The following is a 19,144-nucleotide window of genomic DNA, read 5'->3' as shown; positions in this document are numbered from 1 at the left end:
TTACAAGACAAAGTATAGCACCTATTCATCGAAGATTCTAGGTGAGGTGCAATAGATTCAAATAGTTTAACAGTTCCTTAAAAATCTATCTGACAGAAAAATACATCAAAATTCCGGCTGCAATGGCGACGTTCAATGATTCCGCCTGACCATAGAGGGGAATATACACATTTTTGTCAGTCAAAGCCAACAGTTCTGGGTGAACCCCTTGTCCCTCGTTACCTAAAATGAAGGCAGTTGTTTGTTCTTTAGGAAGCTCGGTATAAGGAACGGCTTCTTTATTTAATTCGGTGCCATAAATCGTCACGCCAGCTGAGCGTAGCTGCTTTAGAAATGGCGGGATCGCTCCTTCTAAAATCGGCAAATGATAGTTGCTTCCTTGCATGCTGCGTAAGACTTTTGTGCTGTAAAGATCTGCTGTTCCTTCGCCGAGAAACACCCCGCTAAATCCAGCAGCATCCGCTGTTCGAATCATGGTACCAACGTTCCCGGGATCTTGCACATTATCTAAAATCAACCAATTACCCGTCAGTGTCTGTAAGTTTTGCTCTTGCTTTTCCACCACGGCAAAAATTCCTTGTGGTGTTGGTAAATCAGAAAGCATCGCTGCGATCTCCTCTGTGATCAAATAGCTTTCTTCCTGATAATCATCGAGCTGCCCGTTGGCTTCGCTTAACCCTCGCGGTGTCACCAACAACGCTTTGATAGGTACTTTGGCCTGCAGCGCTTCTTGCACTAAATGCCAGCCATCGATCAAATACGTATTGGTCTGTGTACGGTGTTTTTTTTGTGTTAGTTTTTTGATTTCCTTGATAAAGGTATTTTTTTTCGATTGAATTTCTTTCATGTGGTCACCTCGATTTATTATAGCATGAGTCAATCGATCTAACTTGTTCTTTTACTGAAAAAACGCTATCATTATAAGCAGAGGAGGGATTGTCCATGAAGAAACTACGAATCCATGTTCAAGGGCGTGTCCAAGGTGTCGGCTTTCGTTATACCACGAAAATGCTTGCCGATCAGTTAGGGGTCACAGGATCTGTAAAAAATGAGGCAGATGGTTCTGTTTCGATTGAAGCAATGGGAGATGAAAAAATCATCGATGCCTTTGTTGCCGGAGTGAAAGATTCTCCTTCTCCCGCTGGAAAAGTGAACCAAATCGACATCCAACCAGACGATACCATTAAAGAACGTACTAGCTTTGATGTAGTCTATTATTGATAATTGAATGTTTTCTAAGTCGAAAGATTGATTTTTCAATGAATTTCTCTTTGTACATTGAAATAGTCGGTCTTTTTTAGTATAGTTATTTTTGTCTAAATTTATTGTGAAGAGGAAGAATAGAATGTCTAAAATGAATAAATGGCTGCTTTCATCAGGATTATTTGGCCTGTTATTAGCATTATCAGGCTGTGTCAGTACCAATGCTGATGGTACGCCGAAAGAAACAGGAATGATTTATCGCTTTTTGGTGAAACCTTTAGGTGATATGATCACGATGCTCGTTGAAAACTTCAACTGGTCTTACGGCTGGGCGATCATCGCCGTAACGATCGTTGTCCGCGTCATTATCTTACCATTAGGGATCCATCAGTCTCGAAAAACGATGATTCAAAGTGAAAAAATGCAGTTTCTGAAACCTCAAGTGGATATTGCACAAGGCAATTTGAAGAAAGCAACCACTCGGGAAGAACAAATGCAAGCGCAAGCGGAGATGCAAAAAATCTATTCTGAAAACAACGTCAGTATGTTTGGCGGTATCGGTTGTTTGCCTTTACTGATTCAGATGCCGATCTTCTCTGCCCTCTACTTCACCGCCCGTTACACACAAGGAATCCAAAACTCTGAGTTCTTTGGCGTATCATTAGGTGACCCCAGCATCCTCTTTGTGGCGATTGCTGGTATTTCCTACCTGGCACAAGGATACATCTCAACCATTGGGATTCCGGAAGAACAGAAAAAAACGATGAAAACCATGTTGATCGTTTCTCCATTGATGATCGTTTTCATGTCAATGAGTGCACCAGCTGGTGTGACGCTTTATTGGGTAGTCGGTGGGGTCTTCAGTTGTATCCAAACATTTATCACGAATGTCATCATGAAACCAAAAATTCGTGCCCAAGTCGAAGCAGAAATGAAAGCCAATCCGCCAAAAACGGTGGTTACGCCTCGCAAAGATGTAACTCCTGAAAAAACAGAAGCTGTCAAAAAAGCGTTGAACACGACAAAGCCTAGTGGAAAAGGTCGTAACGCAGGCAAGCAGCAACGTTAGTAATTCTTGACCAAATCGCTCAATGAGTGGTTTGGTTTTTTGTTGTTTTCAAATGGGAATCAGTTGCTTCTTCTTCTGCCTTTCGCTATAGTAAATGAGAGGTGAGCACATGTTTCAAGCATATATCAATATTTTTGTCATTTTCAGTCTCATGTTTATCGGTTATTGGTTGTCTTACAAACAATGGTTTTCTAATCGAACCGCCGATACGTTTTCAAAATTGGTATTAAATGTCTCATTACCAGCCAATATGTTTTTAACGATTATTAAAAACTTTACGAAAGATGAATTTCTTTCATTGGTTTCGGGGATGATCATCCCATTACTTTCCATGATGATCACTTACTTCGCTGGTTATTTATGGCGACGTTTCGCGCAAGTTGAAGCCAAACACCAAGGCGCATTTTCCGCCATGTTTACCTTTTCCAATACGATCTTCATCGGCTTACCGATCAATTTAGCTATTTTTGGTGAAAAAGCTGTTCCTTATGTGTTGTTGTACTATATTGTAAATACGACATTATTTTGGACCATCGGTATTTTTGAGTTAGCAAAAGACAATCCTGATTTTGGTGAAGCCCGGATTTCCTTTCATCCATTGGTCATGCTAAAAAAGATTTTTTCACCAGCCTTGATTGGTTTCATCATCGGTTTGATCTGGATGCTATTCACCTTACCGCTGCCCTCATTTGTTGATGGCCTTGGAAGCTATCTAGCAGATTTGACGACACCCTTATCAATGTTTATTATCGGAATCATCGTCTACTTTGGGGGACTCAAAAATTTGCGAATGACGAAAGACATTGTCGGTGTCTTGTTTGGTCGTTTCGTTCTTTCGCCCCTCGTTGTGTGGCTGTTAAGCAGAATCATCCCTGTTCCTGAATTTATGCTTTCTGTGTTTATTATTCAAGCCTCTATGCCCGTCCAAAACTCTGTCCCGATCCTTGTACGAAACTACCAAGGGGATGAAGAGTTTGCAACTTCATGTTTAGGCTATTCCGTCTTACTGTACATGGTGTATTTGCCTGTTTTGCTTTTTTTCTTTTTTTAGCTATTTAACGAACTTTGTCGAAAAATACTCGTTACCAAAGGCATTCGCTTCTTTCGGTAACGAGTATTTTTCTCCTCTTTGTATGGTAAAGGTTCGATTGATTCGCTACCAAGGCTGGCCCCTATGATTTCCCACAATAGACCACGATCTTTCTGATTTTCGTCAGATTGTGGCTGCTTAGATCGATTTCACAAACAAGACAAAAAAGCACATCATGCAGAAACTAGCTATACTAGCCATTATGATGATGTGCTTTTTTTTATCTTAAGTGAACAGCCGGTGGTTTACAACATATCAAACAACGACAACTGATTTTCATCAGGTAAATCTTTTAGAACACCGTTATCCGTCATGTATTCAATCAAAGTCTTAGAAACTTTCCCGCGATTGGCGAGATCTTCTTTCGATAAGAAAGGACCATTTTTCCGTGCTTCCACGATTTGTTTCGCTACGTTTAGTCCCAAACTCGGTACTGCTCGAAATGGTGCGATCAATTTTTTTCCGTCGATCACGAAGTTTTCCGCATCCGATTTATACAGATCGATCATCCCAAATTCATAACCGCGCTCTAACATTTCATTGGCTAACTCCAGAACGGTTAACAGATTCTTTTCTTTCGTTGACGCATCCAATCCTTTGTCAGTGATTTCTTGCATCCGTTCTTTTACGGCGTCTTTTCCTTTTGACATGGCAATCAAATCAAAATCATCCGCCCGGACAGAGAAATAAGCACAGTAATAGAGAATTGGGAAGTACACTTTAAAGTAAGCCACCCGCAACGCCATCAAAACATACGCCGCCGCATGGGCTTTCGGGAACATGTACTTGATCTTCGAACAAGAATCGATATACCATTCAGGGACATTGTTCTCCCGCATCGCTTGCAAGTAAGTGTCCCGCAAGTCGTCAGGGATCTTGTTCCATTGCCCTTTACGAACCGTCTCCATGATTTTAAAGGCCATCCCGTCATCTAAGCCAGCATGGATCAAATACACCATGATATCATCCCGACAGCCGATTACTTCTGCTAGACTGGCATCTCCGCGACGAATCAGTTCTTCGGCATTACCCAACCATACATCGGTACCATGGGAAAGACCAGAGATCTGCAAGAGCTCTGCAAACGTCGATGGATGGGTTTGATCCAACATCCCCCGCACAAATCGGGTCCCAAATTCTGGGATGCCTAATGTACCTGTTTTGGAGTAGATCTGCTCTTCAGTCACACCTAGCACGTCCGTACCACCAAAAATACGCATCACTTCCGGATCATCCGTGGGGATCGTTTTAGGATCGATTCCTGATAAATCCTGCAGCATCCGAATCACCGTTGGGTCATCGTGTCCCAGGATATCCAGTTTTAAAATATTGTCATGAATGGAATGGAAATCAAAGTGGGTCGTTTTCCATTCTGAATTTTGATCATCTGCTGGGTATTGAATCGGCGTGAAATCATAGACATCCATATAGTCTGGAATAACGATGATTCCCCCCGGATGCTGACCAGTTGTCCGTTTGACGCCAGTTGCACCCTTAGCCAATCGATCGACTTCAGCTGCTCGATAATGGAGATTATGATCGCGCTCAAAGCCTTTTACGAAACCGAAGGCTGTTTTATCGGCTACTGTACCGATCGTTCCGGCACGATAGACATATTCTTCGCCGAAGAGCACTTTCGTATAGTTATGGGCCTCTGGCTGATATTCCCCAGAGAAGTTCAAATCGATATCGGGGACTTTATCGCCATGGAAACCAAGGAAGGTTTCAAAAGGAATATCATGGCCATCTTTGTTCAGACGTGTGCCGCATTTTGGACATTTTTTCTCTGGCATATCATAACCAGAACCATACGAGCCGTCTTCGTAAAACTCAGAATACTGGCAATCGGGACAATAATAATGAGGGGCTAATGGATTGACCTCAGTGATCCCAGTCATCGTTGCTACGAAACTAGAACCGACTGATCCCCGTGACCCTACTAAGTAGCCGTCTTGATTGCTTTTATGAACCAGTTTTTGTGAGATCAAATAGATCACGGAAAACCCATTCCCAATGATCGAATCAAGCTCTTTTTTCAAACGTTTTTCCACAATTTCTGGTAATGGATCACCGTATAGCTCTTTGGCACGGTTGTAACTCAAGTCGGTGATCTCTTGTTCAGATCCGGGAATCTTTGGTGTATACAGATCATCTTTTACCGGAATGACTTTTTCACAGAGATCAGCGATTTTATTTGGGTTCGTCACCACAATTTCTTTCGCTACTTCCGGACCTAAAAACTGAAAAGCGGTCAGCATCTCATCGGTTGTTCGGAAGTGTACATCCGGTAAACTATGTCGATTCAAGGGATTGGCGCCCCCCATCGAATTGATCAAGACCTTACGATAAATGGCATCTTCTTCGTTCAGGTAGTGGGCATTCCCAGTAGCAACAACGATTTTCCCTAACTCCTCACCCATTTGGATCAAATTCCGAATAATGTCTTCTAGGTCTTTTTCGCTTTTCACGAGCTCCGTTTCTAGGAGATGGGCATAAACTGCTTTGGGCATGACTTCGATATAGTCATAAAACTTAGCAAGTTCCCGCGCTGCATCAACCCCTTTTTGCATCATTGCGACAAAGACTTCCCCTTTATCACAAGCGGTTCCGACTAACAATCCTTCCCGCAATTTCACCAATTCTGAGCGCGGGATCCGCGGGACTTTATCATGGAAGTACTTCACATTCGACATCGAGATCAGCTTGAATAAATTCTTCAATCCCGCCTGTGTTCGGGCTAAGATCGTGGCATGAAAAGGCCGAGCTGCTTTATAGGAGTTCTCGCCCCCAACGTGTCGGTTCAAATCTTCGTGCAGCAGCATGTCATGTTTTTCCATCGCTTCTTTGACAAAGATCCACGCTAAATGACCGGTTGCCTCGGCATCGTAGATCGCTCGGTGATGTTGCTCCAAACTAACGCCGAATTTTTTGGAAAGGACACCTAAACCGAATCGCTTAAACTCTGGATACAAATAACGAGCGAGTTCCAATGTATCAATGACGGGATTTTCTGCTTCTGGAATACCGTATTTTCGATAACTTGTATTTAAGAAGCCCATATCAAATGACGCATTGTGGGCAACTAGAATGGCTCCTTCAGAAAACTCACGGAACAAACGTAAGACTTCTTCTTCCGATTTTGACCCCCGAACCATTTCATCGGTGATCCCCGTCAATTCTACGGTCGTTCGTGATAAAGGATGGCCAGGATCGATGAATTCATCAAAGGAGCCTTCCACGTTGCCTTTATGCATCCGCACAGCGGCCAATTCAATGATGGTGTCGTACACTGCAGACAATCCGGTGGTCTCCACGTCAAACACGATATAAGTGGCATCAGTCAGTGGGACAGGCTTCGGATTATAGGCAACCGCTACCCCGTCATCCACGATATTGGCTTCCACACCGTAAAGAATTTTTACCCCGGCTTTTTCTCCGGCGTGATGGGCATCAGGAAACCCTTGTGCGCCGCCATGATCGGTGATCGCAATCGCCTTATGGCCCCACTTGCCAGCTTGAGCGACAAAGTCTGCCACATTGTTGGTTGCATCCATCGTACTCATATTGGAATGCAGGTGAAGTTCGACCCGTTTTTCGCCTTCAGGTGCATAATCTTTGCGGGCCTCGTGTTTGACTTCCAGCAAATCTTGCGCATTCATAACGAGATCTCGCATAAAAGTATCTTCTTGAACACTACCACGCACTTTGACCCAACTACCTTTAGCAATGGCATCAAAGACTTGTTCATCTTTTTCATTATTGGAGAATTTTTTCACACTAAACGACGACGTATAGTCGGTGATTTTCAAAATCAAAATCTTCCGTTTTGAACGCAATTCTCGAACTTCTTTATCAAAGACATACCCTTGGATCGTAACTCTGCGTTCTTCCTCAATGATATTGATCATCGGTGTCACAGGTTCATCGGCAGGAATATTACGTCCCAAGGCAATTGGTCCGTCAAATTCGACTGTTTTGACTTCTTTTTTGCGTTGCTCGTGGGCCATTAAGTTCTCAGCGGCTTGCAATTGGAAGGCTGCCGTTTGTTCTTCTTTTCGTGCTTCAAGTTCTTTCAAGGCTGCCTCAGCCTGTTCTTTGTCTAGCTGCGGCAAGATCCGAAATTTTTGAAACCCGAAAGTCCCATAATTTTCCTCAATGATCGGTAAGTACTGTTGCTGCAAAATCGTGATGACCGCATCATTGTTGACGGGTAAAATCACTTTGTTCTCTTGAATCATAGGCATTTGATTTTTAATCACTTGATGAACTAACGGCCGATCACAATTTTGATTGGCTAACGCTAATGGCCAGTATTCTTGAATGAACTGCTCATCGAAGGAACCATCTTGAGCTTCAATGACAATGCGAACTTCCGCGATCTCTTTAAACGCTAGTTCAATGTGTTGTTTAAAGGATTGATACACCATCACCGGTAATAAACGTTCAAATTGGAAATAAAACGTCCACGCTTTTGATTGTCGATGCACGGTTACTTGTCTGATTTGGGCAGTCTGCATCAACGGATGCTGCCGAAGATTTGGGGCAGCTGCAATTTGGTCTAATAATATCTCAAAGGTCTCTCTTTCTTTTGACAATTGAAGATCCTCCTTTTCTCAGTACTCACTAGTATACCTCTTTTTGTCTTCACTTTCATTAAAAAATCGAGAAAGGATTTCCTCTCTCGATCTACCATTTGTTCCGATTTATTCTTGGTTGGCTAATAAAATCGTCAAGGTCGAAGCGACTTCTTCTTTCCTCACTTCAACGGTTGCGCCAGTATGCTTGATTTTGATCTCCACGATGCCTTCTACGGCTTTTTTACCGATGGTCAAGCGAATCGGACAACCAATCAAATCGGCATCTGCAAATTTGACCCCTGCACGTTCATTGCGGTCATCCACCAATACTTGATAGCCGACTTGGTTCATCATTTCTTCTACTTCTTCACTTAAGGCATTTTGATAGCTATCTTCAATCGACGTTTGGATGATATGCACATCAAATGGGGCAATTTCTTGGGGCCAATCGATCCCAAACTCATTGCCGTATTGTTCGACGATTGTTGAAAGCAGCCGAGAAACGCCCAGACCATAACAGCCCATGATGATTGGTTGTTCATCGCCATTTTCATCGACAACCGTCGCTTCTTGGGCCTCGCTGTACTTGGTTCCTAACTTGAAGATATGCCCAACTTCGATTCCTCGCGTAAAGGTTAAGGTTCCTTTTCCATCTGGGGAAGGATCGCCTTCTTGAACCAAGCGAAAATCGGCAAAGGCTAGTGGTTGAAAATCACGGCCTACATTTGCATTGAGAAAATAGCTCTGTTTTTCTGCCGCTGGGACGATCAGATTCGCCATATCTTGGACATGCTGATCCGCATACAATTGGATCGAATCAGCAAGCTCAATGGGGCTGCGAAGTTGTGTGTCACTGGTCAGATAGGACTCGGCTTCTTCAGCAGTCAGGACCTTCACTTGATCAGCCGCTAAAAAATGCTTGATTTTTGTTTCATTGAGACTGTGATCACCTCGAAGTAATACCATAATGACTTGCTCGTCAACGAGCAGCAAAAATACTTGAACGATTTTTTGCAAATCCGTATCGTGTGTTTTCGCCAGTTCCTCTAACGATAATGATTCTTTATGAACGACTTTTTGTAACTCTAAGTAGGTCTCATGAGATTTTTTAGCGATATACTGACTAGTTGCTAGTTTCCAATTGGCGACATAGTCGCTTTCAGTCGAATAACAGATCAGCTCTTCGCCGATTCCAGACAATGCCAAAAACTCTTTTGAATCTCGGCCACCCATCAAGCCATTATCCCCGACCACTGCCCGATACTCGATCCCACAGCGTTTCAATATGGCATGGTAAGCCATTTCGTAGCGATTATAGGTTTGATCTAAGCTGGCTTCATCGGCGTGAAAAGAATAGCCATCTTGCATGATAAATTCACGGCTGCGAATCAATCCAAAACGCGGCCGCTGTTCGTCCCGATATTTCGTTTGGATCTGATATAAGCTCAAAGGCAGCCGCTTATAAGACGTGATCTCGTTTTTGATCAATGTCGTGAACGGCTCTTCGTGAGTGGGCCCTAAAACGATCTCTCGTTCGTTTCGATCTGTCAACCGATACAAAGACTCACCATACAATGAGGCCCGTCCAGACTCCTTCCATGGTTCATACGGAAGCAAAGAAGGCATCGCCATCTCCACAGCATCGATTTCTGCCAGCTCCTCACGAATGACCCGTTTGATCTTTTCTAACACCCTTTGAGCTAATGGCAAGTAGACATAGATGCCTGCCGCCACTTGTCGAATATACCCTGCCCTAACTAACAGTTGATGACTTAACGTCTCCGCATCGCTGGGGGTTTCCCTCAATGTCGGAATCAAACATTTTGACTGTTTCATTTTTTTCTCCTTTGCTACAAAAAATCATGTTCACCCGATCAACAATTGATTTGCTTGTGCGTCTTATTTTTAAAAGAAGAAACGTTGGATATCATTCCAGGTAACGAGAACCATCAGCAGCATCAAAAACCCAAACCCAATCAGGGTAATGATGCCTTCTTTTTCTTGACTGATTGGCTTGCCTCGCACACCTTCTAAAATATTTAAAACCAGTTTCCCACCATCTAATCCAGGAATCGGCAATAAATTAAAGATCCCCAAATTGATGGAAATCATCGCCATCATGGCGATCACCGTTGTGACACCTTGCGATGCGGCTTGAGAAGACAGTTGGAAAATCGCTACCGGTCCGCCCAATTTATTGATATCTGGTTGGGCGATCAAGTTGCCGACTGCTCTAAAAATAACCAGCGAATTGTCAATGGTCGTTTGTAAGCCACCCAGTAAGATGTCTCCGATCCCAGTTTTTAACGAAGCCGTGATCCCTAAGAAACCGATCGTGGTCTCCCCTGATTCTTGACTCGCAGGAGTTGCTGTCAAATCAAGTGTTTCCGCTCCTCGTTTGACTTCTAGAGTAATCTTAGTAGCTGGGTACTTTTGGATCTCTGTCGTCAATTCTGACCAGTTGGAAACATCGACGCCTTCAACTGCTAGGATTTCGTCGCCATTTTTCAGCCCGGCTTCAGCTGCCGGGGTTCCTGCTTCGATTCCTGTCACGACGGTTGCATCTTGATTCGCGACACCACCTTGCGCAAACACCAACCCAGTGAATAAAACCAAGGATAAAATAAAGTTATTCATCGGTCCTGCAAAATTCGTCAGCATTCGTTGCCACAGCTTTGCAGACTGGAATTGAACGTCTTTTGGTGCGATCCGAACTTCAACGCCATCTTCATGAATGATCGTTGCGTCATGATCCACAGCGTACGTAACCGCTTCTTGTTCATTGCCGTTGATGAAGCCAGTGATCGTCAACTTCTCCTCCAAGTCAAAGTCGGTCACTTCCATGGGGATCGCTTGCGGCAATTGGATCTTTTTGCTTGTATTGATTTTGATGACTCTGCCAGTTGCATCTTGAACCAAGGAGACTGGCATGCCAGGCGTTAATTCAGTCTCATCTTCGCCCCAGCCTGCCATTTGGACATACCCGCCTAATGGCAGCATCCGAATCGTGTAGGTCGTCCCATCTTTCGCTTGATGCGCGAACAATTTAGGCCCCATACCGATGGCAAACTCTCTTACTAAAATACCTGCCCGTTTTGCAAAGAAGTAGTGTCCAAATTCGTGAATCACTACCACCACGGAAAAGATAATGATAAATACAAGTATCGTTTTCATGCTCGTTCCTCTCTTTCACAGCATCCCTCTCATTCAGGGCAGCCTTTCCTTATTTTATCACACCGGTTCCCGTTGAGGAACTCACATTCCCGTTGTAACAAGAATTTAAAAAAAGAAGCGCAAGCCAAGCCTGCACTTCTTAAAACTTTTCTAAAAGACACCGAATAAATACATGATTGGAAACACAAACAACATGCTATCGAAGCGATCTAAGATTCCTCCGTGACCTGGCAGGATATTCCCTGAATCCTTCACGCCATAGTGACGTTTGATCGCGGATTCCACTAAATCACCAAATTGCCCAGCGATCGAAAAGAGGACCGTCAATAAAATCATGATGGCACTACCGTGTCCAAAATAATCTTTCCCAGGAAATGCTAATAGATACAAACCAGCTACGACCACCGCAGCAGCAATCCCGCCTAGGGCCCCTTCGATGGTTTTATTAGGAGAAATCTCCGGCCATAATTTTCGTTGGCCGTAACGCCGTCCCACCATGTAAGCCCCAATATCCGTTGCCCACACGATAAACAGCCCGAAAACTAAAACAACTAATCCATCCGTTGCTGACCGTGCCGTCAAGAAACGTTCAAACCCGACACCAGTATATAAGCTAACGATCACCGGAAACCCAGCTTCATCGATGGTATACGTATTTTTCGAAATAACCGCGATCCCTAGTAACAAAAGAACGATCAGATAGTACAAGGCACTTTTATCTGTCCCCTCTGGCAAAAAGAAAAACCAGCGTTCTTGAGGCAAAACTAAGATCACCGCTCCGAGGATTGAAAGAATTCCTTCAAAACTGAAAATAGCTAGTCCTTTCATCCGAAATAATTCATAAACACCAATTCCTGCCATTGCTGCTGCCAGCAATTCGACGGCAATGCCGCCAACATAAATAATTGGCAGGAAAAAGGCTAATGCGACGACCGCAGTGATTACACGTTGTCTCACTCTTCTTCCTCCTCTGTTTTCAAACCGCCAAAACGCCGGTTTCGTTGTTGAAAGCTCCCGATCGCATCTTCTAGTAAAGCAGCATCGAAATCAGGCCAGAGCGCCTTCGTAAAGAATAACTCGCTGTATGCAATCTGCCATAACAAGAAATTACTGACACGTTCCTCACCACTCGTTCGAATCACCAATTCAGGATCCCGCAAAGGGCTTGGTAAAAAACCAGTCATCAAATGCGTCCCCAGCATGTCTTCCGTGAGCTCTGGTAGGGCTTCGCCGGAAGCCGAGAGTTCTTCATAAAGCGCTTGGACAGCTGTCAAAATTTCTGCGCGGCTGCCATAATTCAAAGCAAAATTCAAGATCATTCCCGTATTGTCTTTGGTTTGGTCGATCGCTCGCTTGACCGCTTCTTGCGTGTGTAGGGGTAAAGAATCCGTGAACCCCATCACTTTGACTTGAACATTTTCTTTGATTAGTTCAGGAACAAAGGTGTCGAAAAAGTCGACTGGTAGTTGCATCAAAAAGTCTACTTCCTCATTCGGCCGCTTCCAATTCTCTGTCGAAAATGCATAAAGCGTCAATACCTTCACACCTAAGTGTGAAGCGTGTTTCGTGATTTTCTTTACCGTCTCCATGCCTTCTTTGTGGCCAGCTACTCTTGGCAAGCGCCGATTTTGCGCCCATCTGCCGTTACCATCCATAATGATTGCGATGTGTTGGGGAATCGGCAGTGATGGATCAAATTCATGTTCAGCCGCTTCTTTGATATATTTGTCTTTTTGTGGAAAAAAACGCAGCATCGTATTCGCTCCTCTTCCAATTCTTGAAATTCATCTTTTACATTATAACAATAATCAGATTTCTTGCCTATGAAAACCAAGAAAAGATTTCCATATTAAGAAAAAACAAAAAAACAGCTGTCATATTCAAGTACATGAGATAGTTTCGCCCATAAAAAAAGAGCCGCTGAAGCGACTCTTCGTCATTCCTTTTAAACTTCAAGTAATTCTTGTTCTTTTTCAGCTGCGATGGCATCGATTTCTTTGATGCTGTTATCTGTAGCAGTCTGCACTTCTTTTTCAGATTCCCGCAAATCATCTTCTGTGATGTCGCCAGCTTTTTCTTGTTTCTTGTAAGCTTCCATGGCATCCCGACGAATGTTACGGACGGCGATTTTCGCATTTTCAGCTTCTTTTTTCACGTCTTTTGCTAATTCTTTACGGCGTTCTTCCGTTAATTGAGGAATCACCAAACGAATCACTGTTCCGTCATTGGCAGGCGTGATACCAATATCACTTTGCATGATGGCTTTTTCAACTTCTTGGATCATTGTTTTGTCAAAAGGTGTGATCATCAAAATTCTTGCTTCTGGAATCGTAATTGAAGCCATTTGGTTCAAGGGTGTTGGTACACCATAGTAAGTAACCATTACGCGGTCTAAGATGCTCGCGTTCGCGCGGCCAGCACGGATTTGTCCTAGTTCCCGCTGCAAGTTTTCTGCTGCTTTTTTCATTTTGTCTTTTGCTTCTGTTAAAATTTTGTCAGCCATGTTATTTCCCCCTTACTGTCGTTCCAATATGTTCACCTAAAATGGCGCGGCGAATGTTTCCATGCTCATTCAAGTTGAATACGACTAATGGAATATCGTTGTCCATACTTAATGAACTTGCGGTTGAATCCATTACTTGCAATCCTTTGGAAATGACTTCTAAATGAGTCAATTCTTCAAATTTCACAGCACTTTGATCCGTTTTAGGATCTGCTGAGTAGACGCCATCAACATTGTTTTTTGCCATCAAAATGACATCGGCGTTGATTTCAGCTGCCCGTAAGGCTGCGGTCGTATCAGTTGAGAAATAAGGATTCCCGGTTCCGCCAGCAAAAATGACGACCCGTCCTTTTTCTAAGTGGCGTTCTGCTCTACGACGAATATAAGGCTCAGCGATTTGACGCATCTCGATTGAAGTTTGGACACGCGTTGGTACACCAGCGTTTTCTAGTGTATCTTGTAATGCTAAAGCATTCATCACAGTCGCTAGCATGCCCATGTAATCAGCTTGGGCTCTTTCCATCCCCATTTGCGCACCGATTTGTCCACGCCAAATGTTTCCGCCGCCGACCACGATCGCCATCTGTACACCTAATTCGTGGACTTCCTTGATCTCTTTAACGATCTCCTGGATGGTCGGTGGTTTGATCCCAAAGCCTTCGTCACCCGCTAATGCTTCACCACTTAATTTTAATACAACACGTTGATATTTTGGTTTGCCCATCATGATTCCTCCGTACATTCTCCAATACTATTGTAGCATATTGGTGCTCTTTCGTTGAAAATTATCTACACTATTTCTTCAAAAACCGTTTTTGCTTAAAAAAAGGGAGCGCACTTCCATGCGTTCCCATCTGTTCGAGGAACAGAATTATTTTTTCACTTGGCTCATTACTTCTTCAACGAAGTTGTCTTCGCGTTTTTCGATACCTTCGCCGACTTCAAAGCGGACAAAAGATTTCACAGTTGCGCCTTTTGATGCAACATATTTTTCAACTGTCATATCTGGGTCTTTAACGAATGGTTGGTCAACCAAAGCGATTTCTGCTTTAAATTTCTTCAAGCGTCCTTCAACCATTTTTTCAACGATGTTCGCTGGTTTGCCTTCGTTCAATGCTTGTTCTGTCAAGACTTGTTTTTCATGATCCAATTCTTCTTGAGAGATTTGTGCTTCGTTCACGTAGCGAGGGTTGATCGCTGCAACGTGCATTGCAACATCTTTCGCAACTGATTCGTCAGTTGTTCCTTCAAGAACAGTCAACACCGCAATACGTCCGCCCATGTGTAGGTAACCGCCGAAAGCAGCATTGTCATCTTTTTCAACAACTTCAAAACGACGGAAGCTGATTTTTTCTCCGATTACTTGTGTTGCTTCGATCAACGCAGCATCCATTGTGCCTTTAGAGGTTTCTAATTTTAAAGCAGCATCCATATCAGCTGGTTTGTTCGCTGCGATTACTTCAGCGATTTCTTTTACTAAGTCTTGGAACATTTCGTTTTTAGAAACGAAGTCAGTTTCTGAGTTCACTTCAACGATTGCTGCTGTGTTGCCGTTGATTGCTACAGATGCTAAACCTTCAGCAGCAATACGGTCGTTTTTCTTCGCAGCTTTTGCCATACCTTTTTCACGTAATAAGTCAACGGCTTTTTCGATGTCGCCTTCTACTTCAACTAATGCACGTTTTGCGTCCATCATTCCTACACCAGTCATATCGCGTAATTCTTTTACTAATTTAGCTGTTACTTCTGCCATTTTTTGTTTCCTCCTAAATGTTTTTAAACAAGATTGCTTGTCTTTAAAAAAAGCTGTTTCAAAGGAGAGTGAGGCTTGGCGCCTAGCCTTTGAAACAGCTCCATCATTTATTATTCAGCTGATGCGTTGTCGCCTTCGACAACATCAACGATTTCTTCGATTGAAGTTGCGTTTTCTGTTGATTCAGCAGCAAAATCTTCTTCTGCTACTTGGTCTTCGCCTTGGTTACCTTCGATGAAAGCATCTGCCATTTTCGCAGTGATCAATTTAACGGCACGAATAGCGTCATCATTTGATGGGATAACAACATCGATTTCGTCTGGATCACAGTTTGTATCGACCATCGCTACGATCGGGATATTTAATTTGCGTGCTTCTTGGATCGCGATACGTTCTTTACGTGGGTCAACAACGTACATTACATCTGGAATTCTTGGCATATCAGCAATACCGCCTAAGAATTTTTCAAGACGTTCGCGCTCTTTGTTCAAGCCAACGACTTCTTTTTTAGGAAGAACAGCAAATGTACCATCTTCTTCCATTTTGTTGATTTGTTTCAAACGAGCAACACGTTTTTGGATTGTTTCCCAGTTTGTCAATGTTCCACCTAACCAACGATGGTTAACATAGTATTGACCTGAACGGATTGCTTCTTCTTTGATTGCTTCTTGTGCTTGTTTTTTAGTACCTACGAACAATGCAACGCCGCCTTCTTCAGCAACATTTTTCATGTAGTCGTAAGCTGCGTCTACTAATTTCACTGTTTTTTGCAAATCAATGATGTAGATGCCGTTTCTTTCTGTGAAGATATATTTCTTCATTTTTGGGTTCCAGCGACGAGTTTGGTGACCAAAGTGTACGCCGGCTTCAAGTAATTGTTTCATTGAGATTACTGCCATGTTGTGTTTCCTCCAATTTGGTTTTTTGTTTTCCTCTCTTGCTCTTTTACTCCTTGAAGAACTGAATCGATCAGCACCGCTTCGCAGATGGAACAAGATGTGGGATTGACGTGAAAAACTCACGCCTTAAACAGTATACAGTAGCTAAAAAAGAAATGCAACTGATTCAAATGAAAAACTACGATTCACGATCCAGCTTTTTTTAACACTCTAAATCTTTTCTTATAATATCTAGGTTTTTTCGGCGTTATCTGCTATGATAAGGCTGACTTAATCAATCATGCTTAAAGGAGTTTACCTATGCGAAAAGCTGATCGCCATTTACTTATTAGACAAATCATTACTGAACATACTGTACGCACGCAAGAAGAATTATTGCAGCAATTGGAAGTCCAAGGCGTCTCCGCCACGCAAGCGACTATTTCTCGCGATATTCGTGATTTGAAAATCGTGAAAGTGCCCGATGAATCAGGTCAGACAAAGTTTGTCATTTTTCAAGGAATGCAAGCTTCTGAGGATGAAAAAGAAGAAGAGCAGCGTTTGATACAGATGATCGAAGACGTTGTCACTAAAGTAGATCGTGTGCAATTCATGACCTTGATCCATACCGTTGCGGACAATGCGCCTTTGCTTTCGGCAGCGATCGATGAAGTGACCATGCCAGAAAAAGTTTGCTCGTTGGCGGGCTTTGATACAGTAGCGGTGATTTCCCGCAGCGACGAAGACGCTGAAACTTTTTATCAATTTATCAGAAACCACGCGGTCTTATAGCGCAAAAACAGCTATAGGATCTAGCTGCATTCTTCACTACAAAAAAGCTGTGCCCTTGTCGAAACAAGAAGCACAGCTTTTTTTGTTACATTTTGTCGGGTGCGTGTAAACCAAGCAACCGTAAATCTTCTTTCAATAGAGTAGTTACTGCATAAACAAGAGCTAGACGTGCGTCTTTTTCCGTATCTTCGGCTAAGATTTTGACATTGGCATAATACTTGTTAAAGGCTTGTGCCAACTTGATGGCATGTTTGGCAATGACGGATGGTTCATATTTTTCCGCCGCTTGCATGACCGTTTCTGGGTAGCGCTGAATCAATTTGATAACTTCCCAGCTCTCAGCGTCTGCCAACGCCAGACTGCTGACAGCAGCGGGATCAAAGTTGGCTTTTTCAAGAATGCTCATGGCACGGGCATGAGAGTATTGCACGTATGGTCCGGTTTCTCCTTCAAAACGGACGACTTCTTCTAGCGTAAAGTCGAAATTATTCAAACGGTCATTTTTCAAATCGTGGAAAACGACTGCCCCGACACCGACTTGTTTTGCTACTTCTTCTTTGTTTTCAAGTGTTGGGTTCTTTTCAGTGATTTGTTCTTTCGCTGAATCGATCGCTTCATTCAATACTTCTTCCAAAAGAACGATCTTGCCTTTTCTTGTAGACAGTTTTTTCCCATCTTTGGTGATCAACCCAAATGGTACGTGGGTCATATCATCTGCCCACTCAAAGCCCATTTCCTTCAAAACAGCTTTTAATTGTTTGAAGTGATAACTTTGTTCATTCCCTACCACGTACAATGATTTTGCAAAATTGTAGGTCCGTTTGCGGTAAAGCGCTGCAGCCATATCCCGTGTGATGTAAAGGGTCGCACCATCGGACTTACGGATCAACGCCGGATTTAAGTCATAGGCAGCCAAATCAACGATTTCTGCCCCTTGGTCTTCTTTTAGCAAGTGTTTTTCTTCTAATAATTCCACGACTTCTGTCATTTTATCATTATAGAAAGCTTCGCCATTCAATGAATCAAAGGAAACTTCCAACATATCATAGATTTTATTGAATTCTTTTAATGATTCATCACGGAACCATTGCCACAAATCCATTGCTTCTTGGTCACCATCTTCTAGTTTCTTGAACCAAGCTCTCGCATCATCTTCTAATTGCTTATCTGTCTCGGCTGCTTCATGAAAATCAACATACAAACGTAATAGTTCGTTGATTGGTTCCGCTTTGACCGCTTCTTCTGACCCCCACTTCTTATAGGCAACGATCAATTTCCCAAATTGTGTGCCCCAGTCGCCTAAATGGTTGATGCGAATTGGCTGATAACCGATTTTTTCTAAAATAAAGCCGATCGAGTTACCAATCACAGTGGAACGCAAATGCCCCATTGAGATGGGTTTGGCAATATTTGGTGAAGACATATCGATCGGTACTGCTTGCTGATTGCCGATGGTTTGATCGCCAAAATGATTTTTTTCTTTGAGAACCAGCTCTAAGACATGGGCAGAGATTGCTTTTTTATCCATAAAGAAGTTTAAATACGGACCGACCACTTCAATTTTTTCAAAAGACGCTTGATCGATTTTTTCTGCTAAGTCTGCGGCAATTTGCTGCGGCGCTTTCCGATAGACTTTTGCTAGCGAGAAGGCTGGGAATGCCACATCCCCATGGTCGGCTGACTTTGGATTTTCCAGTAATTGCTGAACTTGTTCGATCGATAGATCTTCTTTTACTACTTGATGGATCGCTTGTGCGACGATTTCTTTGTTATTCATAGTATCCCTCCTATAATGACTGAACCCATTTTTTGATGAAACGTTGTTTGAAGCAAGCAAACAGTTGTATGTTTTTCATGCAAGAAATGATTGATAAAAACAAAAAAGCCTCTAGCGCATAACTTGCACTAGAGACGAGATTTCCCGCGGTACCACTCTGATTGTCCTATTCGGACCCACTTTTTTCTGATAACGGCAGAATTCCGTTTGCTTAGCAAATTCTCACAAGTGCGTTTCACAATCTGATCAATTCGGCTTCCACCACCCCGAACTCGCTAACTGATACTCGAATCGCTACTTCTCTTGTTTCATCAAATCAAGGCTATTT

General features: G+C 43.0%; 15 protein-coding genes and 1 other annotated feature. Of the genes, 4 read left to right on the top strand and 11 right to left on the bottom strand.

The features are described 5' to 3' along the window. Positions 1-85 precede the first annotated feature (85 nt). A complete protein-coding gene (locus IGK85_RS05490; RefSeq protein ID WP_008381120.1) occupies positions 86-847 on the bottom strand; it encodes a TrmH family RNA methyltransferase in 762 nt (253 codons plus the stop codon). 95 nt (positions 848-942) lie between these two features. Between IGK85_RS05490 and IGK85_RS05485 the strand changes: the two genes are divergently transcribed. The 3 genes from IGK85_RS05485 to IGK85_RS05475 all read left to right on the top strand — a co-directional run bounded on the left by IGK85_RS05485 (position 943) and on the right by IGK85_RS05475 (position 3,323). Continuing rightward, positions 943-1,221 (top strand): acylphosphatase, encoded by a 279-nt coding sequence (locus IGK85_RS05485; protein WP_005236969.1) that lies wholly within the window; start codon positions 943-945, stop codon positions 1,219-1,221. Positions 1,222-1,345: 124 nt separating this feature from the next. Beyond that, positions 1,346-2,272 (top strand): membrane protein insertase YidC, encoded by a 927-nt coding sequence (gene yidC / locus IGK85_RS05480; RefSeq protein ID WP_008381117.1) that lies wholly within the window; start codon positions 1,346-1,348, stop codon positions 2,270-2,272. Between the two features lie 109 nt (positions 2,273-2,381). After that, positions 2,382-3,323, top strand: a complete 942-nt coding sequence (locus IGK85_RS05475) for an AEC family transporter (RefSeq protein WP_008381115.1) — start codon at positions 2,382-2,384, stop codon at positions 3,321-3,323. A gap of 284 nt (positions 3,324-3,607) precedes the next feature. Here IGK85_RS05475 and IGK85_RS05470 read toward each other — a convergent pair whose 3' ends face one another. The 9 genes from IGK85_RS05470 to rpsB all read right to left on the bottom strand — a co-directional run bounded on the left by IGK85_RS05470 (position 3,608) and on the right by rpsB (position 16,268). Continuing rightward, a complete protein-coding gene (locus tag IGK85_RS05470; RefSeq protein ID WP_005236975.1) occupies positions 3,608-7,957 on the bottom strand; it encodes a PolC-type DNA polymerase III in 4,350 nt (1,449 codons plus the stop codon). Between the two features lie 108 nt (positions 7,958-8,065). After that, positions 8,066-9,775, bottom strand: a complete 1,710-nt coding sequence (locus tag IGK85_RS05465; RefSeq protein ID WP_008381112.1) for a proline--tRNA ligase — start codon at positions 9,773-9,775, stop codon at positions 8,066-8,068. Between the two features lie 69 nt (positions 9,776-9,844). Further along, positions 9,845-11,113 carry an RIP metalloprotease RseP gene (gene rseP / locus IGK85_RS05460; protein WP_008381110.1) on the bottom strand — a complete coding sequence of 423 codons (1,269 nt, stop codon included), beginning with the start codon at positions 11,111-11,113 and terminating at the stop codon, positions 9,845-9,847. Between the two features lie 150 nt (positions 11,114-11,263). Beyond that, positions 11,264-12,070 (bottom strand): phosphatidate cytidylyltransferase, encoded by an 807-nt coding sequence (locus tag IGK85_RS05455; protein ID WP_005236992.1) that lies wholly within the window; start codon positions 12,068-12,070, stop codon positions 11,264-11,266. Then, on the bottom strand, positions 12,067-12,867 hold the full coding sequence (locus IGK85_RS05450) for an isoprenyl transferase (RefSeq protein ID WP_005236994.1): 801 nt from the start codon (positions 12,865-12,867) through the stop codon (positions 12,067-12,069). Before IGK85_RS05450 ends, IGK85_RS05455 begins: the two co-directional genes overlap by 4 nt. A gap of 191 nt (positions 12,868-13,058) precedes the next feature. Then, positions 13,059-13,616 (bottom strand): ribosome recycling factor, encoded by a 558-nt coding sequence (gene frr, locus IGK85_RS05445; protein ID WP_005229434.1) that lies wholly within the window; start codon positions 13,614-13,616, stop codon positions 13,059-13,061. A gap of 1 nt (position 13,617) precedes the next feature. Continuing rightward, positions 13,618-14,340 carry a UMP kinase gene (pyrH, locus tag IGK85_RS05440; RefSeq protein WP_005229433.1) on the bottom strand — a complete coding sequence of 241 codons (723 nt, stop codon included), beginning with the start codon at positions 14,338-14,340 and terminating at the stop codon, positions 13,618-13,620. 147 nt (positions 14,341-14,487) lie between these two features. Next, on the bottom strand, positions 14,488-15,369 hold the full coding sequence (gene tsf, locus IGK85_RS05435; RefSeq protein ID WP_005229432.1) for a translation elongation factor Ts: 882 nt from the start codon (positions 15,367-15,369) through the stop codon (positions 14,488-14,490). A gap of 110 nt (positions 15,370-15,479) precedes the next feature. After that, on the bottom strand, positions 15,480-16,268 hold the full coding sequence (gene rpsB / locus IGK85_RS05430; RefSeq protein WP_005229426.1) for a 30S ribosomal protein S2: 789 nt from the start codon (positions 16,266-16,268) through the stop codon (positions 15,480-15,482). Positions 16,269-16,568: 300 nt separating this feature from the next. On the opposite strand from rpsB, the gene IGK85_RS05425 reads away from it, so the two are divergent. Beyond that, entirely contained in the window at positions 16,569-17,039 is a 471-nt protein-coding gene (locus tag IGK85_RS05425) for an arginine repressor (protein ID WP_005236999.1), read from the top strand. A gap of 85 nt (positions 17,040-17,124) precedes the next feature. Here the strand turns inward: IGK85_RS05425 and argS are convergent, their stop codons facing one another. After that, a complete protein-coding gene (argS, locus tag IGK85_RS05420; RefSeq protein WP_005237000.1) occupies positions 17,125-18,816 on the bottom strand; it encodes an arginine--tRNA ligase in 1,692 nt (563 codons plus the stop codon). Between the two features lie 127 nt (positions 18,817-18,943). Then, positions 18,944-19,137 (bottom strand) — a binding site (T-box leader). Positions 19,138-19,144 lie beyond the last annotated feature (7 nt).

It is taken from the genome of Enterococcus sp. AZ015 (genome assembly GCF_050499225.1).
GTDB classification, from domain to species: Bacteria; Bacillota; Bacilli; order Lactobacillales; family Enterococcaceae; genus Enterococcus_D; species Enterococcus_D entomosocium.
The sequence above is the reverse complement of the archived record's forward strand: the minus strand, read 5'-3'. Positions and strand labels throughout refer to the sequence as shown.

Bases quoted from the DNA above. Each gene is read 5' to 3' on its own strand.
- pyrH (WP_005229433.1), bottom strand. From the start codon at position 14,340: ATGGGCAAACCAAAATATCAACGTGTTGTATTAAAATTAAGTGGTGAA.
- argS (WP_005237000.1), bottom strand. From the start codon at position 18,816: ATGAATAACAAAGAAATCGTCGCACAAGCGATCCATCAAGTAGTAAAA.
- IGK85_RS05425 (WP_005236999.1), top strand. From the start codon at position 16,569: ATGCGAAAAGCTGATCGCCATTTACTTATTAGACAAATCATTACTGAA.
- IGK85_RS05485 (WP_005236969.1), top strand. From the start codon at position 943: ATGAAGAAACTACGAATCCATGTTCAAGGGCGTGTCCAAGGTGTCGGC.
- IGK85_RS05465 (WP_008381112.1), bottom strand. From the start codon at position 9,775: ATGAAACAGTCAAAATGTTTGATTCCGACATTGAGGGAAACCCCCAGC.
- frr (WP_005229434.1), bottom strand. From the start codon at position 13,616: ATGGCTGACAAAATTTTAACAGAAGCAAAAGACAAAATGAAAAAAGCA.
- IGK85_RS05475 (WP_008381115.1), top strand. From the start codon at position 2,382: ATGTTTCAAGCATATATCAATATTTTTGTCATTTTCAGTCTCATGTTT.
- yidC (WP_008381117.1), top strand. From the start codon at position 1,346: ATGTCTAAAATGAATAAATGGCTGCTTTCATCAGGATTATTTGGCCTG.
- rpsB (WP_005229426.1), bottom strand. From the start codon at position 16,268: ATGGCAGTAATCTCAATGAAACAATTACTTGAAGCCGGCGTACACTTT.
- IGK85_RS05450 (WP_005236994.1), bottom strand. From the start codon at position 12,867: ATGCTGCGTTTTTTTCCACAAAAAGACAAATATATCAAAGAAGCGGCT.
- IGK85_RS05490 (WP_008381120.1), bottom strand. From the start codon at position 847: ATGAAAGAAATTCAATCGAAAAAAAATACCTTTATCAAGGAAATCAAA.
- tsf (WP_005229432.1), bottom strand. From the start codon at position 15,369: ATGGCAGAAGTAACAGCTAAATTAGTAAAAGAATTACGCGATATGACT.
- rseP (WP_008381110.1), bottom strand. From the start codon at position 11,113: ATGAAAACGATACTTGTATTTATCATTATCTTTTCCGTGGTGGTAGTG.